The sequence below is a fragment of the Pseudomonas sp. JL23 genome (assembly GCF_056933585.1).
The window spans coordinates 5923830-5939310 of record NZ_CM167795.1 but is presented as its reverse complement, the minus strand read 5'-3'; the positions used below and the strand labels follow the sequence as shown (position 1 = coordinate 5939310).

The window sequence follows — 15481 nt, the reverse complement described above, 5'->3', positions numbered from 1 at the left end:
GGTGCCGGGCCGATATTGCAGGCAATCGCATGGAGGCCTGTATGGAATTCAGCCTGACATTAAGTAACAGCCCGTCGCCCCAGAGCCTGATCGTCGACGCCTTGTCGGCCGCTTTATCAGCCAAGGCCGTGCCTGCCCACGAAGAGACTCCGGCCAAGCCGGGCGTCGAGGTGCTGCTCTCTGACAAAGGCCTGAGCAAGGCTCGCTACGACCGGCAATTTGCTGATATCGATGCGAGCAAGCTGCCAACCACGGTCAAGGAGCAGCTCAAGACCATCCGCCGCATTCAGTTGCAGATCGCCGAGAAAAAAGCCGAACTCAAGGCGGTGATGAAAAACCATCTGCTGACGCCCAAGGAGCGCGAGGTCAAGGCACGGCTGCTGCAGTTGGAGATGACCAACCTGAGCAACACCATGACCGTGGCGACCAACAGTATCGGCAAGACCATGGGCGAAATGACCTTGCCCCTGGATCAGATTGGTGAAGCCAACAAGCTGATGGACAAGGAACCGTCCTGACCCGGACGCCTGGAGGCTGCCATGCAATTCAGTTTGACCTTGCGCAATAACCCCTCGACGACGCGGACGCCGTCTGTGGAGTTGCCTTTGCCCGTCGCGCCGACCAGTGACAAGGCCGCCACCGCCGAGGCACAAACTCCGGCTCGCCTGGGTGTGCAAGTAACGTTGTCGAGTCAGGCCAAGACGGTCAACAAGGACGCCGATATCGACGCCAGCAACCTGCCGACGGTGGTCAAGGATCAGTTGAAGATGATTCGCCGGATCCAGGAGCAGATCACCAAGAAGATGGACGAGCTGCAAGCCGTGGCCAAGGATCCCTCCCTCTCGCCCAAGGCACGGGAGATCAAGACCCGCCAGCTGCAAATGGAGCTGACGGTCCTGAATCAATCACTGATGAGCGCGACTCGCGAGATGAACAAGACCATGAGCGACATGAAACTGCCTGCGGAACAGGTCACCAAGGCGGCGGGGTTGATTGGCTTCGGGCATGCCTGACAGCTGCATGATCGGCTGTGCAATGTGGGACCGGCTTTAGCCGGGAAGACGCTCTGACCGACGACAGAGATGTATCGATCATGCCTACGCCTTCCCGGCTAAAGCCGGTCCCACAGTGGTTGTGTGTCAGCCTTGGGATTGATTAACGCTTGGCCACCACAAACAACCGCGGAAACGGAAACAACACCGTACCGTTAGGCAGCAACGGATAAGCCTGGCTGATGGCTTGCAGATATTTCGCCAGATACGCTTCTTTTTCCGCTTCATCCAACGGCGTCAGATAGGGCCGTAGCGCCGTGGCCTTGACCCATTCAACAACCGCCTGATGACCGCCCGCCAACGGATGATGATAGGTCGTGCGCCAGACATCCACTGAGCTACAGTGTTCGTGCAGCAGTTCGTAGTAATAACTGGCGTTGTGCCTCGGTGGGTGCTTGACCGTGCCGATCTTGCTTGCCCACGGCCCGCTGGCTGCGACTTCCCGGGCCAGGCGATGTGAAGGTTCTTCCATATTGTCCGGGGTCTGCACCGCCAGGCTGCCGCCGGGGTTGAGCTTGCTCAGCAGGTGCGGATAGAGGCTGGCATGGTCAGGCACCCATTGCAGCGAAGCGTTGGCGAGTATCACGTCGAATGTCTGCGCCGGGTCCCAGCTGGCAATGTCGGCCAGCTCGAAATTCAACGCGGGCAGACGTTCACGGGCGTTGACCAGCATGTCCTCGGAGCTGTCCATGCCACTGATGCTGGCGTCGGCAAAGCGCTGGGCCAGCACTTCGGTGGAATTGCCGGGGCCGCAGCCCAGGTCGACGGCGGTCTGCACGTCGGAGGTGGCAATAGCGGCCACCAAGTCGCGCACCGGGCGGGTACGTTCTTGCTCAAACGTCGAATACAGCTTGGCTGACCAGGTCATCGGCTTTCCTCATCTTTTTATGCAGTGCTTTCACGTCGGTACAACGAAGGCTAAGCCTTGCCCGGCATGTTTACAAATGCTAGAAATGACGTTTATCAATACTTAAAAGGTATGAGTTTGCTCGAGCTTCGTCGTTTGCATGCCTTCATCGCCATCGCCGAAGAAGGCCACATCACCCGTGCCGCCGAGCGCCTGGGCATGCAGCAGCCGCCTCTGACCCGGCTGTTGCAGAGCCTTGAGGCGGAGCTGGGCGTGACCCTGATGGAGCGTCTGCCCCGTGGTGTGCGGCCGACCCCGGCGGGGTTGGCCCTGCTTGAGGAGGCTCGCGTTCTGCTGGCCCGGGCCGAAGAAGTGACCCGCGTGGTGCAGCGCGCGGCCCGGGGTGAGCAGGGGCGGCTGGCCGTGGGCTTTACCAGTTCGGCGTCCTTGCATCCGTTGGTGCCGGACGTGCTGCGGGGTTTTCGCGAAGCGTTACCGGGTGTGACGGTGTTGCTGGAAGAAGCGGGGACCGGCGAGTTGATGGACGCGCTGTTGCACGAGCGCCTTGACGCTGCCTTCGTGCGCTCGAGCCTGAGCGGCATGCCGACCTTGCAGAGTGAGCCGATCCTGACTGAACCGATGCTGTTGGCGATGCCGTTGCATCATCCATTGTCGCTGTCCGGTGATGCGCCGTTGCCCCTTTCAGCATTGGCCGACGAGGCTTTTGTCCTGTATCGGCGACGGGCCGGGCAGGGCCTCTACGATGTGATCCTCGCCGCCTGCCGTGCTGCAGGATTCAGCCCGTTGGTGGTTCAGGAAGCGCCGCGCCTGACCTCAACCTTGAGCCTGGTTGCTGCGGGCCTTGGCCTGTCCATCGTGCCCGCCTCGATGCGGCGATTGCGCGGCGACGGCATTGCCTATCGCGGCCTCAGCGATTGCCCCGGCCTGACTGCGCCCTTGCATCTGGCGACGCGCATTGGTGATCAGTCCGCCGTGTTGCAGCGCTTTCGCCAGAGCCTGATGCAAGCGGTGCAACTCGAGGCCCAGAGCCTGATGGTCACGACAGAGTGAAGCGTTCATGCTGTGCCTTGCCGCGCTGGCCCGTCAAGGAATCGAGTCGCTATGGCTGACGACTATTACGCCTTCAATACCCCGGACCCGAGGATCGGCCCTCGCGAGAAGGCGCCGATGAGCCCCGAGGAACAGGCCTGGGCCCATGAGCGCGCCGCCGTGCATCAGACCGGCTGGCTACAGATCCTGCTATTTCCACTGGCCGTCGGCAGCTTTGTGCCAGCGCTGATTTTTTTCATCGGCCTGGCGGTATGGCGGGGCGTCGCCGACGACTTCAATCCAGATGACGCGATGGCCGGGTCAGTCGGCTGGCTGATTGTCGCCACACTGCTGTTTGTCGGCGGCTGGGCGCTGTACAACGGACTACATGGCAAATACTCCCGGCTCAAACGCTACTGGCCCGAGATGCCGGTGCAGGGTGTGGTCGAGCTGGAGCACCACAGGTTGCTGTCGGGGATCAGCTTGTGGTCCAACGACTACGACCCGGATATCAGTACCATCAGCCTGTGGATTGACGGGCGTATGCAGGTGGTGCCGGACAGCGGCATATCGGAATGGATGCTCGCCCGTACTGCTGCCGGCCACTGGCTGGTATTGCGGCAGAATTACCAGGGCAATTTCAGCTACGACACACCGCGCCTGCCCGACCCGGCGAAACGCTTGAAGCCCAGTCAAGCGCTGTCCATCGCCTTTGCTCCGGGCACTAATCTGGCCCTTGCCCGGCGCTATTCGGGTGAGCCGCTGCCGTTGGTGCAAACCCTCTATTGGCTGACCCGCGCGGAAGAACAACGGCTCAACGAAATCGCTCACCTCTGGGCGTTTTGCTACCCGAATCGCTATGGCGTAGTGAATGCGCAGGATGCCGAGTGGATCGAGGGATTGGTGACCAGGGCACAGCTGACAACGCAGCTTTCTTGATCGCGCGCACTGTAGGAGCTGCCGAAGGCTGCGAATGGATTTAGCTGGCACAGCGCTTTCGCAGCCTTCGGCAGCTCCTATAACCTCTCATTCGAAATCAAAGATCCCTACAACTTCCCCCAAAACGCCTCGGCAAAATCACTCAGCGGTGTACGGGCGCGGAACAGGCGGATCTGCACGGGTATATCCCACTGCTCATCCAGTGCCCGCACCAGACGCTGTTGCTGCATCTCGCTTTCGGCCAGGGTCGCGGGCAGCCAGGCCATGCCTTTGCCTTCCAGAGCCATGGACAGCAGCACTGCCGCCAAGTGCGAGTTGAAACGACTCTCCAGATGTTGCTCAGGCTGGGAACGATTCAGGCGCCAGTTGACGATGCGGCCCAGCCCGGAGTCGGCGGTGTAGCCCAGATAAGGCCGGGTGTCGGCAGTTACCTCGCTGATGGCCTGAGGCGCGCAAAGGGGGATCAGGCGGTCGCTGCCGATGGTCTTGCCAAGGAATTGCTCGCTGGGAAAACGCGGCGGTACGTCCGCATGATGATGGCAGAGCAGAAACTGCACCTCGCCATTGAGCAGCATCTGCTCGCACACACGCATGTTGTCCGAGTGCAGGCGCACCGCCTCTATGGGCGCCTCGCGTTCGGTGCTTCTTATCCAGCCGGGAAAGAAGTTGAAGGACAGCGAATGGGTCGCGGCGAAGTACAGCGTGCGTAACTGCTTGCCCGCCAATTCCCGGGCGTCCAGGCGCATCTGATGCAGGCGTCGAGTCATGTCCTGGGCGTTGCCGAGCATCTGTCGGCCGACATCGGTGAGGGTCGCGCCCTGGGTCGTGCGTTCGAACAGATCGACCCCCATCCAGTTTTCCAGCGCACGAATACGTCGGCTGAACGCCGGTTGCGTGACATGCCGCGCATCCGCCGCCCGGGAAAAGTTTTCCAGTTCGGCGAGTGCGACGAAGTCTTCCAGCCAGGCGAGTTCCATGGGCGCTGCTACCGCTATGTGAGTCGGCCGATTCTAGCCCAGGTGTGACCCTGCGCGGGCATGACATTCCGGCAAAGAATAGAAGCTATGCCCCCGGCCCTTCTACCGGGGGCATGGCGCGACTGTGACCATGGCCTGGCGATTTAGACACTTACTCACTCAGCCAGACAGGTAACGATCATGACCCTTCAAGCCAAACTCGATGCATTCAAGGCCGACTTCCAGAGCGGCAAACCACCTTACAACGCTCCGCCTCAAGTACACGCGACCATGAAGAAGGCCACCGATGCCCTGATCGCCAGCGGCCAGGCCGAGCGCGCGCTGAAGGCGGGCGACAAGGCACCGGAATTTACCCTGCAGGATCCTGACGGCAATCCGGTTTCGTCCGCCGAGCTGCTGGCCAAGGGGCCATTGGTGCTGAGTTTCTACCGTGGCGTGTGGTGCCCGTACTGCAACATGGAATTGCAGGCGCTTGAAGCGGCACTGCCGGCCATTCGCAACCTGGGCGCCAGCCTTGTCGCCATCTCCCCACAGATCAAGGCCAACAGCCGCAAGTCGGTGCGCCAGAACGAGTTAAGCTTCCCGATCCTCAGCGACAGCAAGAACGACGTGGCCGCCGCGTTCGGCCTGCGCTTTACCCTGCCGGACTACCTGATCGAACTGTACAAAAACTTCGGCAACGACCTGCCGAAAATCAATGATGACCCGAGCTGGACGCTGCCCATGCCTGCCCGTTTTGTCATCGGTACGGACGGGATCATCACCTACGCGGAAGTGAACCCGGACTACACCCTGCGTCCTGATCCGTCGGAGTTGCTGCCTGCATTGCGTGGCTGACAAGCAGAGGTAAATGTGGGACCGGCTTTAGCCGGGAGAGGACAGGTATGATCGATATCAATCCGTCTCCTGCAACAGGGTCTGCCGGGCTAAAGCCAGTCCCACAAACACCGCCTTACTTCAACAACTGCTCCACATACTCAACAAACGCCCGGGCCTTGGCGCTGGCCATGCGCCCGGTCGGAAAAACCGCCCACAGGTCCAGTACGGGCAGTTGCCATTCCTGCAGCACCTGACGAATTTCGCCACTGGCCAGTTCCGGAGAGAACATCCATTGCGATGACAAGGTGATACCCAGATGGGACAACACGGTGGTTCGCACGCCTTCTGCCGCCGTGACCCGCACCCGCCCCGATACAGTGACCGATTGCTCGGTGCTGCCCTTCTTGAACTGCCAATGTGCGCCACCGCCATGCTGCGAATAAATCACTGCCTGATGCCCCGCCAGATCGGCCGGTGAACAAGGCACGCCGTGCTGCTCAAAATAGGTGGGCGTGCCCAGCACCATGCGCGGGCATTCGCCGATCTTGCGTGCCGTCAGCCCCGAATCGGGCAGCTCACCCATGCGCAGGGCGACATCGATACCTTCTTCGATCAGATTGACGTTGCGGTCATCGAGTATCACATCGATATCGAGGTCCGGATGCTGTTCCAGAAAGCCACTCAAATGCGGAAGGATATGCAGCCGCGAAAAGGTCACTGCGGCGCAGATGCGCAGCGTTCCGCGCAACCCTGAGCCTGCGCCCCGTGCTGCCAGATCGGCTTCGTCGGCCTCTTCGATGGCGCGCTTGGCCCGCTCGAAAAATGCCACCCCGGCTTCGGTCGGGCTCAGGCCCCGGGTCGAACGCAGCAACAGACGCACGCCCAGGCGCTCTTCCAATTGCGCGACAACCTTGGAAACCGCAGGCTGGCCGACCTTGAGCCGCCGCGCCGCTGCCGAGAACGATCCCGTCTCGACCACGCAGACAAAGGTTTCCATTGCTGACAGCCGGTCCATTTTATTCCTCCACGGAATGAGTCTTAAGCGCCGACAAGACTACCCTCTTCGGTCAGACGGCGCCTCTATTGACCTGAGTCGCGAGGCGGCTGACGCACCGGTCGTAGAATCGCCGGGCGACGTTATCCAGGGTCAGGAAATGAACAGTCAGGAACACACACAGAATCACGACGCAATGCTCAAGCGACTGGCCCGGGTCGAGGGGCAGATTCGCGGCATTCAGGCGATGATCAAACGCGGAGTTGAATGCGAGGCCGTGGCCGTGCAGTTCCGCGCAGCGCGCAAGGCGCTGGACAAGGCGTATCAGGAATTGCTGATGTGCCTGGTGGAAGATGCCATGGTCGATGATGGGCAGAGCGTTGAAGAAAAGCTGACGCAGGTGCGGGGGATTTTTACCAAATACACCTAACAGGGTGGGACCAGCTTTAGCCGGGAAGGCGGCATTTATGGCGCTGAAGATGCGTTGAAGTGACCGGCCCCTTCCCGGCTGAAGCCGGTCCCACAGTCATGTGATCATGCTGCACCCTGCACCCTGGCCTGCCACAACAGCCCATATCCCAACCCCATCCACACCCAGCCCAGCAGCGGATGAAACACCGTCCGCCACAGCCGGCCGTGCGGGTCGAAACCCACGCCATGAATGAAGCCCGTGGACATGCCGAGCATGCTCAGGGAAATCAGGCCGTGGCTGTAGTGGCCGTTGGCGTCGAGCAGGGCCGCCGGATGCACCAGAAAAATCAGTGACAACGGCCCCGCCAACAGCAGGGAAACAACGCGGGTGTACCCGCGTTGCAGCCAGGGGCGGGCGTTACTGTTCACCCGACACCTCTTCATCGAGGTTCTGCCGGGTCTCCAGCCACAGGGCGTTGATGATGCCGAAACTGCAGGCCAGCAGGACGCCGAGTATCCAGGCGAAATACCACATGATGTGCTCCTTGCCCCTCGGGGCGGATAGTGAGGCGATCAGTACAGCCCGTGGGGGTTGGCTTCGATGTGTTTGTCGCCCAGGCGACCCCACATGCGGGTGTAGCACCACAGCGTGTAGCCGAGGATCAACGGCACGAATACGCAGGCCACGACAAACAGGATGCCCAGGGTCTTGTGGCTGGATACCGCGTCCCACAGGGTCAGGCTCGAGGCCAGATCAAGGCTCGACGGGAACACGAACGGGAACAGCGCAAAGCCCGCCGTGCAGATCGTGCCGACAATCGCCAGGCTGCTGCCGAGGAAGGCCAGGCCTGCGCGGTTGATCTGCGCACCAAGCAGTGCCAGCAGGCCACCGGCCAGGCCGAGGATCGGCGCGATGCGGGTCAACGGGTAGGCGCTGTAGTTGGCCAGCCAGCCGTGGTTATCGGCCAGCACCTGCTTGCTCAGGGGATTGAGTGCCGCATTGGTATCCAGACTCGACACCAGGCTCAGCCCGGTAATCGACGACACCAGCCAGACACCGGCCCCGGCAAAGGCAATCAGGTAAATCAGCGCACACAGGCGAGTCGCGATACGGGAGCGGGCATGCAGCTCGGCATCGGTGCGCAGCATCAGCCAGGCGCCGCCGTGGGCGCTGAGCATGCTCAGGCTGACCACGCCCGCGAGCAGAGCGAAAGGGTGCAGCAGGCCAAAGAATGAGCCTTCATAAGACGAGCGCATGAATTCGTCGAGATGAAAAGGCAGGCCGAGGAACAGATTGCCGAACGCCACGCCAAACAACAGGGCCGGCACCGCGCCGCCGACAAACAGCGCCCAGTCCCACGCCGTGCGCCAGGTCTTGTTCTCAAGCTTGCTGCGGTAGTCGAACCCTACCGGGCGGCAGAACAGGGCAAACAGCACCAGCAGCATCGCCCAGTACAGACCGGAGAAGGCCACGGCGTAGACCATCGGCCAGGCCGCGAACAGCGCGCCGCCGGCGGTGATGAACCACACCTGATTGCCATCCCAGTGCGGGGCGATGGTGTTGATCGCCACGCGCCGCTCATTGTCGGTGCGGCCCACGAACGGCATCAACGCCATGGCGCCCATGTCAAAACCATCGGTCAGGGCAAAGCCGATCAGCAGAACGCCGATCAGCACCCACCACATCACTTTCAGTGTCTCGTAATCAAACATGACGAACTCCTCAGGCCTGTGCGGTGTGCGCGACGGCGTCACGCTCGAAGTGGTAACGGCCGGTGTGCAGGCTCGACGGGCCAAGGCGGGCAAACTTGATCATCAGGTACATCTCGATCACCAACAGCACGGTGTAGAACGCCACCAGAGCCAACAGCGAGCCCAATACATCGCCCGCCGCCAGTGACGAAGCGGACAGATGCACCGGCAGCACTTCGGCAATCGACCACGGCTGACGGCCATGCTCGGCGACGATCCAGCCGGTCTGGGTCGCGATCCACGGCAGCGGCAGGGCACAGACGGCAAAGCGCAGCAGCCACGGCTTGCTCTCGGCGTTGCGCTTGATCGACGCCCAGGCCGCCAGCACGAACAGCACCAAGGTCAGGAAGCCTGAGAGCACCATGAGGCGGAAGGTCCAGAACATGGTGAAGACATTGGGGATGGTATCCAGGGACGCTTTCTTGATATTCGCTTCGCTGGCATCGACCACATTCGGTGTGTATTTCTTCAGCAGCAGGCCGTAGCCCAGGTCCTGTTTCACCGCGTTGAAGGCGTCGATATTGGCCGGGCTCTTGTCTCCGTGACGGAGTTTTTCCAGCAGGCCGTAGGCGTGCATGCCGTTGCGGATGCGCACTTCGTGCTGGGCGATCAGATCCTTGATGCCGGTGACCTGCTTGTCCACCGAGCGGGTGGCGATGATGCCCATGAGATAGGGAATCTTCACCGCGTAGTCGGTGCGTTGCTCCGCCTGATTGGGCAGGCCGAACAGGGTGAACGCGGCAGGGGCGGGCTCGGTGTTCCACTCGGCTTCGATGGCCGCCAGTTTGGTGGTCTGCACGTCGCCGATTTCGTAGCCGGACTCGTCACCCAGCAGGATTACCGACAGGGTCGAGGCCAGGCCGAACACCGCGGCAATGGCGAAAGAGCGCCGGGCGAACGCCAGATCACGTTTCTTCAGCAGGTAGTAGCTGGAAATCGCCAGGACAAACACTGCGCCGGTTACATACCCCGCCGATACGGTGTGCACGAACTTCACCTGGGCCACCGGGTTGAACAGCAGGGCACCGAAGCTGCTCAGTTCCATGCGCATGGTTTCAAAGTTGAACTCGGCGCCCACCGGATTCTGCATCCAGCCGTTGGCAATCAGGATCCACAGCGCCGACATGTTCGAGCCAATCGCCACCAGCCAGGTCACCGCCAGATGCTGAACGCGGGTCAGGCGATCCCAGCCAAAGAAGAACAGGCCGATAAAGGTTGACTCCAGAAAGAACGCCATCAACCCTTCAATCGCCAGGGGCGCACCAAAGATATCGCCGACGTAATGGCTGTAATAAGCCCAGTTAGTGCCGAATTGAAACTCCATGGTCAAACCGGTTGTTACGCCCAGGGCAAAGTTGATGCCGAATAACTTGCCCCAGAACTTGACCATGTCCTTGTAGACCTGTTTGCCGGTCATCACATAGACCGACTCCATGATCGCCAACAGAAAGGTCATGCCCAGCGTTAATGGCACAAACAGGAAGTGATACAGCGCGGTGACTGCAAATTGCAGGCGCGACAGGTCGACAACGGATTCCGAGATCATCTCGGTTTCTCCTCGGTAAGTTGCGAAACAGGTGGGGTATCGAGTAAATGCGCGGCTACGCCTGCCTGGTTATCCACGGGGATGGCGGGTTCACTGAACCAGAGGGCTTTGATGCTGAAGAGAATAACTAATTTGATAACCAGGATAATGCCAATATCCCGCGCCAGTGGAATTCGCCATATCGACTTGGGCCTGTCTTTGGACATGATAAGGCGACTCCGATATTAATCAGCAGCCAGGGCATTACAGTGACGCTCGCAGTTAAACTGCCGCCATTTAGCAATGTCCGTTGGGAGTAGGGAGAGTGATCTTTATATTCTGAACACTCATTGCATAATGCTACTCCATACCCGTGCGGGTATGTAAGCCGGGCTTTATTGACGTACATCAAGGTTGTTGCTGTATTAGCCGAGGGGCTGTGGCGGGGTGTCGCAGTTTGGTATTGATACTTTCTTGAATTTGAAAATCATGCCTCTATGGGAGCGAATTCATTCGCGAAGACAGTATTTCAGGTGGTGAAGGTGTATCGCCTGGCCCGACCTTCGCGAATAAATTCGCTCCCACAATGTTTACCGGCAGAGCCCTACGCTCTGCTCCATCCAGCGTTGTCGCAGGCAATGCCACCCGTGCATGACCTCCTCGATTTTAAGCATTGGCCCCGGCAGCAGCGACCGCCCTAGAGTTCTCTGGCACCGCCTAATAATCAGAGAGGACTCCCCATGCGTATCGTGGAAATTCGCGAGAAAACCGTCTCCATCGCGTCGCCCATTGCCAATGCCTATATCGACTTTTCCAAGATGACCTGTTCGGTCGTGGCGGTGATCACGGATGTTATCCGTGATGGCAAGCCGGTGATCGGCTATGGCTTCAACTCCAATGGTCGTTATGGGCAGGGCGCTTTGATGCGTGATCGCTTTCTGGCGCGGATCAGCGAAGCCGACCCCGAGACTCTGATCGACAAGGAAAACAACAACCTCGACCCGTTCGCCATCTGGAAAACCCTGATGACCAACGAAAAGCCGGGCGGCCATGGCGAGCGCTCTGTGGCGGTGGGCACCATCGACATGGCGATCTGGGATGCCGTGGCCAAGATCGAAGGCAAGCCCCTCTACCGCCTGCTTGCCGACCGTTATCGCGGTGGCGTGGCCGATGACAAGGTCTGGGTCTACGCGGCTGGCGGTTACTACTATCCCGGCAAGGACCAGACCAAGCTGCAGGCCGAAATGCAGAGCTATCTGGACCGCGGCTATGACGTGGTGAAAATGAAGATCGGCGCCGCATCGCTCGACGAAGACATCCGCCGCATCGAAGCCGTGCTGGAAGTGGTCGGCGATGGCCGTCGCCTGGCGGTTGATGCCAATGGCCGCTTTGATATCAAGACCGCCATTGCCTACGCCGAAGCGATCAAACCCTACAACCTGTTCTGGTACGAGGAAGTGGGCGACCCGCTGGACTACGCCCTGCAAGCCGAACTGGCCAACCATTATGAGCTGCCCATGGCCACCGGCGAGAACCTGTTCTCCCATCAGGACGCACGCAACCTGCTGCGCCACGGCGGCATGCGTCCGGATCGTGATTTCGTACAGTTCGACTGTGCGCTGTCCTACGGTCTGGTCGAGTACATGCGTACCCTGGACGTGATGAAAGACCTCGGTTGGTCCTCGCGTCGCGTCGTGCCCCACGGCGGTCACCAGATGTCTCTGAATATCGCGGCGGGCCTGCATCTGGGCGGCAACGAGTCCTACCCTGACGTGTTCCAACCCTTTGGTGGCTTTGCCGACGGTATCAAGGTCGAGAACAGCTACGTCGGTCTGCCGGACATTCCGGGGGTGGGCTTCGAAGCCAAGTCGGCGCTGTATGCGGTGATGCGCGAACTCGGTGAGGGCGTCTGATCTCGATCGTTTGACCCTCTCTGCCGGGGCGGCTTGATCAGGCCGCCCCGGTTCGCTCTACCTCCTACAAAAACAAAATGAGGTCACTATGAGCACTACGTCCCCACGCTGGTACGGCCAGCTCTACGTACAGGTCCTGATTGGCATCGTTATCGGTGGTGCCATCGGTTTTGTTTTTCCCGACATCGGCGCCAAGCTGCAACCCTTGGCGGATGGCTTTATCAAGCTGATCAAAATGCTGCTGGCGCCGATCATTTTCGGCACAGTCGTCGTAGGTATCGCCAAGATGGGCAGCGTCAAGGAAGTCGGGCGCATCGGCGGCAAGGCCCTGATCTACTTTGAGGTGGTGTCGACCCTGGCGCTGGTTATCGGCCTGGTTGTCGTCAACGTCCTCAAGCCGGGCGTCGGCATGAACATCGACATCGGCAGCCTCAACGGCAGTGCGGTCAATGGTTATGCCCAGGCTGCTGCGGCCCAGGGCGGTATCGTCGAGTTCTTTCTCAACATTATTCCGTCCACCCTGTTTGACGCCTTCGCCAAAGGCATGATGCTTCAGGTCATTCTGGTGTCGGTGCTGATGGGTGTGGCGCTGGTACAGCTGGGTGAGACCGGCAAGCCGTTGGTCAGCGTGATCGACCTGCTGTTGCAGAGTCTGTTTCGCATCGTCGCCATGGTCATGAAGCTGGCGCCGCTGGGGGCTGGTGCCGGCATGGCCTTCACCATTGGCAAGTACGGAATCGGTACCCTGATGTCCCTGGGGCAGTTGCTGATCGCGCTGTACGTCACCACACTGCTGTTCATCGTGGTTGTGCTGGGCAGTGTGGCGCGCTGGTCTGGCCTGCCGCTATTGCAGTTCCTGCGTTACTTCAAGGACGAGATCCTGGTGACCCTCGGCACCTGCTCTACCGAAGCGGTGTTGCCGCGGATGATGATCAAGCTGGAGAAACTGGGTTGCAAGAAATCGGTGGTGGGGATGGTTTTGCCTACGGGCTATACCTTCAATTCCGACGGCACCTGTATCTACCTGACCATGGCGGCGATCTTCGTCGCCCAGGCCACCAACACACCCATGACCCTCATGGACCAGATGGTCGTGCTGGGCGTGCTGCTGCTCACTTCGAAAGGTTCGGCGGGTGTGGCGGGGGCGGGATTTGTTACGCTGGCCGCGACCCTGTCGGTGATCCATGGCATTCCGCTGGTCGGTCTGGTCTTGCTGCTGGGTGTCGATCGTTTTCTCAATGAAGCGCGGGCGGTAACGAACCTGATCGGCAATGGTATCGGCACCATCGCGATTGCCAAGTGGGACGGTTCTTTCGACCAGGCCCAGGCTGCGCGGGAAATCGCGGCCATGAATGCACAGAGGGCCAAGGGCAAGAAGGAGGTCAGAGAAGTATCAGGTCACGTGTAGGACGAACCTGTGGCGGGCAGCGTCAGGCGTGTGGATTCGTGACGCTGCCAGCGGTCTCTTTCATCGATAGTGCTGAGTTCACACCGAGGCATTCCAACGCACCTTGGTCACCCCGATTTTCTCGGCTCTCTGCGTTGCCACTTCCCATGACGAGCCCAGGGCAATCCAGCCCTTCAGGCTTTCTGAGGCGTGCATCGCCGCCAGGCGAATTGCATTGCTGTCATCCAGGTGCGCGGCGCGGGCATAGAAGTGCTTAACCACTCCATCTAAAAGATAGTGAATGGTATAGAGGGTATCGATCGTCATTTTGGAGCCTCTTGGCCGAAGCCGTACCCGAAAGGGGTAAATCCATGGTGCCTGGAATTCAGAGAGGTCTGCCGGGAGGTGAGGCCGAGAGAAATGGGAAGCCTGAACTGCGTTTGAAGCCTTGTAAGGGAGTAGTCGTTAAATTATGACTAGGCCATATGCCATTCGTTCGTTGTGTTTATCCCCGTCGGTCCGATTCAAATGGAATGTCGCTTATCGCGGGCAAACCCGAATTGCCACGGGACGAGGAGGGCGGCTCAAATACAATGAGCGTATCTGGGTTGGAATGAATTTCTGTAGGCGCTGCCGAAGGCTGCGAACAGATTTACCGGATACACCGTTTTCGCAGCCTTCGGCAGCACCTACAGTGAACAAGGTGAGCAAACCCGGCTAGGCGCCACTTCTGGGATCCAGATGATCATGGCGACTGGTTCCAGACCCTCCATACGGTAACGCCATGTCAACCAAAGCGGCCTACGCCAAACGTTTCGACGCTGTCCTTGCCTACATTGATGTAAATCTCGAAGGCGATCTGTCGGTGAAGACGCTGAGCCAGGTCGCACACTTTTCGGCGTTTCATTTTCATCGGCAATTCACCGGCTATGTCGGCGTTCCCGTTGCACGTTATGTGCAATTGATGCGTTTGCGTCGGGCGGCTCATCGTCTGGTTTCCCAGGCAGATTGCTCGGTGCTGGACGCGGCCCTTGATGCCGGTTTCGAGAGTCCGGAGGCTTTCAGCCGGGCGTTCCGGCGTTCGTTTGGCATGGCGCCGGGGCTGTTCAGCCGGCAGCCGAATTGGCAGGTCTGGAATGAGTCGTTCGTCATTCCCCACCATTCCAGGAGCATCATCATGCAGGTACAAATCGTCGAGTTCGCCGAAGTCAGGGTTGCCATGCTGGAGCACCATGGCGCCCCCGCGAAGGTCAATGAAAGCGTGCGCAGGTTCATCGACTGGCGCATGGCAAGCGGGCAATCGCCGGTGGCCTCCAGCCGTACCTTCGGCATTCCCTACAACAATCCCGATACCACGCCGCCGGACGAATTTCGCTTTGCCATCTGTGGTGAGATTCACGAAGACGTGAGGGAAAATTCCGCTGGTGTCGGCGAGATGATCATCCCCGCTGGTCGCTGTGTGGTCGTACGGCATGTCGGCTCGCCCGACCATATCGGCGAAACCATCTACCCGATCTACCGCGACTGGCTGCCCACCAGTGGGGAGGAGTTGCGGGATCATCCGTTGTTCTTTCACTACCTGAGCGTTTACCCCGAGACGCCGCAGGATCAGTGGTTGACGGATATTTATATACCGCTGGTTTAAGGAATGACGGGGGTATTCTGCGCCCCCTTTCTACAGGTATTGATGCGGTGAAAGGTCTTCAGGCAAATAAAGGCAAGCGACTCACCTGTCGTTGACGGCTTACCAGATCGCCCAAAAAGCCTGCAAGATGTGACGAATCTCGTCCGATATCAGGCTTCGCGCCAGCGCAA

At 59.8% G+C, this 15481-nt stretch carries 18 protein-coding genes; 9 read left to right on the top strand and 9 right to left on the bottom strand.

Annotation, left to right across the window (positions count from 1 at the left end; translation table 11 throughout):
- The first annotated feature begins 41 nt into the window (after positions 1 to 41).
- Together AC1Z24_RS27415 and AC1Z24_RS27410 are read left to right on the top strand one after the other, a co-directional pair.
- Positions 42 to 518, top strand: coding sequence for a hypothetical protein (locus AC1Z24_RS27415; protein WP_483743488.1), 477 nt, complete (start codon positions 42 to 44; stop codon positions 516 to 518).
- A gap of 21 nt (positions 519 to 539) precedes the next feature.
- Positions 540 to 1013, top strand: a complete 474-nt coding sequence (locus AC1Z24_RS27410) for a hypothetical protein (protein ID WP_483743487.1) — start codon at positions 540 to 542, stop codon at positions 1011 to 1013.
- A 142-nt stretch (positions 1014 to 1155) separates the two neighbouring features.
- Here AC1Z24_RS27410 and tam read toward each other — a convergent pair whose 3' ends face one another.
- Positions 1156 to 1920 carry a trans-aconitate 2-methyltransferase gene (gene tam, locus AC1Z24_RS27405; protein ID WP_483743486.1) on the bottom strand — a complete coding sequence of 255 codons (765 nt, stop codon included), beginning with the start codon at positions 1918 to 1920 and terminating at the stop codon, positions 1156 to 1158.
- Between the two features lie 117 nt (positions 1921 to 2037).
- Between tam and AC1Z24_RS27400 the strand changes: the two genes are divergently transcribed.
- A complete protein-coding gene (locus AC1Z24_RS27400; protein WP_483743485.1) occupies positions 2038 to 2970 on the top strand; it encodes a LysR family transcriptional regulator in 933 nt (310 codons plus the stop codon).
- 51 nt (positions 2971 to 3021) lie between these two features.
- Complete coding sequence (locus AC1Z24_RS27395) at positions 3022 to 3888, top strand: hypothetical protein (RefSeq protein ID WP_483743484.1); 867 nt, start codon at positions 3022 to 3024, stop codon at positions 3886 to 3888.
- A 107-nt stretch (positions 3889 to 3995) separates the two neighbouring features.
- On the opposite strand, the gene AC1Z24_RS27390 is transcribed toward AC1Z24_RS27395, so the two are convergent.
- Positions 3996 to 4865, bottom strand: coding sequence for a LysR family transcriptional regulator (locus AC1Z24_RS27390; RefSeq protein WP_483743483.1), 870 nt, complete (start codon positions 4863 to 4865; stop codon positions 3996 to 3998).
- Between the two features lie 180 nt (positions 4866 to 5045).
- Between AC1Z24_RS27390 and AC1Z24_RS27385 the strand changes: the two genes are divergently transcribed.
- On the top strand, positions 5046 to 5702 hold the full coding sequence (locus tag AC1Z24_RS27385; RefSeq protein WP_483743482.1) for a peroxiredoxin-like family protein: 657 nt from the start codon (positions 5046 to 5048) through the stop codon (positions 5700 to 5702).
- A gap of 115 nt (positions 5703 to 5817) precedes the next feature.
- On the opposite strand, the gene AC1Z24_RS27380 is transcribed toward AC1Z24_RS27385, so the two are convergent.
- Positions 5818 to 6699 carry a LysR family transcriptional regulator gene (locus tag AC1Z24_RS27380; RefSeq protein ID WP_483743481.1) on the bottom strand — a complete coding sequence of 294 codons (882 nt, stop codon included), beginning with the start codon at positions 6697 to 6699 and terminating at the stop codon, positions 5818 to 5820.
- A 139-nt stretch (positions 6700 to 6838) separates the two neighbouring features.
- Here AC1Z24_RS27380 and AC1Z24_RS27375 point away from each other — a divergent pair, with 139 nt between their 5' ends.
- Positions 6839 to 7108, top strand: coding sequence for a metal-sensing transcriptional repressor (locus AC1Z24_RS27375; RefSeq protein ID WP_483743480.1), 270 nt, complete (start codon positions 6839 to 6841; stop codon positions 7106 to 7108).
- Between the two features lie 104 nt (positions 7109 to 7212).
- On the opposite strand, the gene AC1Z24_RS27370 is transcribed toward AC1Z24_RS27375, so the two are convergent.
- Genes AC1Z24_RS27370 through cydP form a run of 5 tightly spaced genes read right to left on the bottom strand, consistent with a single transcriptional unit; the run spans position 7213 to position 10593 of the window.
- Positions 7213 to 7518 carry a cyd operon YbgE family protein gene (locus AC1Z24_RS27370; RefSeq protein ID WP_483743479.1) on the bottom strand — a complete coding sequence of 102 codons (306 nt, stop codon included), beginning with the start codon at positions 7516 to 7518 and terminating at the stop codon, positions 7213 to 7215.
- Positions 7508 to 7624, bottom strand: coding sequence for a cytochrome bd-I oxidase subunit CydX (cydX, locus tag AC1Z24_RS27365; RefSeq protein ID WP_483743478.1), 117 nt, complete (start codon positions 7622 to 7624; stop codon positions 7508 to 7510). The genes AC1Z24_RS27370 and cydX overlap by 11 nt, the downstream gene beginning before the upstream one ends.
- A gap of 38 nt (positions 7625 to 7662) precedes the next feature.
- Positions 7663 to 8802, bottom strand: a complete 1140-nt coding sequence (cydB, locus tag AC1Z24_RS27360; RefSeq protein ID WP_483743477.1) for a cytochrome d ubiquinol oxidase subunit II — start codon at positions 8800 to 8802, stop codon at positions 7663 to 7665.
- A gap of 10 nt (positions 8803 to 8812) precedes the next feature.
- Positions 8813 to 10387 (bottom strand): cytochrome ubiquinol oxidase subunit I, encoded by a 1575-nt coding sequence (locus tag AC1Z24_RS27355; RefSeq protein WP_483743476.1) that lies wholly within the window; start codon positions 10385 to 10387, stop codon positions 8813 to 8815.
- The gene (gene cydP, locus AC1Z24_RS27350; RefSeq protein WP_483743475.1) at positions 10384 to 10593 is read right to left on the bottom strand and encodes a cytochrome oxidase putative small subunit CydP; all 210 of its coding nucleotides are present in this window, start codon (positions 10591 to 10593) and stop codon (positions 10384 to 10386) included. Before cydP ends, AC1Z24_RS27355 begins: the two co-directional genes overlap by 4 nt.
- Before the next feature lie 513 nt (positions 10594 to 11106).
- Here cydP and AC1Z24_RS27345 point away from each other — a divergent pair.
- Positions 11107 to 12279, top strand: coding sequence for a mandelate racemase/muconate lactonizing enzyme family protein (locus AC1Z24_RS27345; RefSeq protein WP_483743474.1), 1173 nt, complete (start codon positions 11107 to 11109; stop codon positions 12277 to 12279).
- An 88-nt stretch (positions 12280 to 12367) separates the two neighbouring features.
- The gene (gene dctA / locus AC1Z24_RS27340) at positions 12368 to 13687 is read left to right on the top strand and encodes a C4-dicarboxylate transporter DctA (protein ID WP_483743473.1); all 1320 of its coding nucleotides are present in this window, start codon (positions 12368 to 12370) and stop codon (positions 13685 to 13687) included.
- 78 nt (positions 13688 to 13765) lie between these two features.
- On the opposite strand, the gene AC1Z24_RS27335 is transcribed toward dctA, so the two are convergent.
- Positions 13766 to 13993, bottom strand: a complete 228-nt coding sequence (locus tag AC1Z24_RS27335) for a DUF6555 family protein (RefSeq protein WP_259106579.1) — start codon at positions 13991 to 13993, stop codon at positions 13766 to 13768.
- Positions 13994 to 14450: 457 nt separating this feature from the next.
- On the opposite strand from AC1Z24_RS27335, the gene AC1Z24_RS27330 reads away from it, so the two are divergent.
- The gene (locus AC1Z24_RS27330; protein WP_483743472.1) at positions 14451 to 15311 is read left to right on the top strand and encodes an AraC family transcriptional regulator; all 861 of its coding nucleotides are present in this window, start codon (positions 14451 to 14453) and stop codon (positions 15309 to 15311) included.
- Positions 15312 to 15481 lie beyond the last annotated feature (170 nt).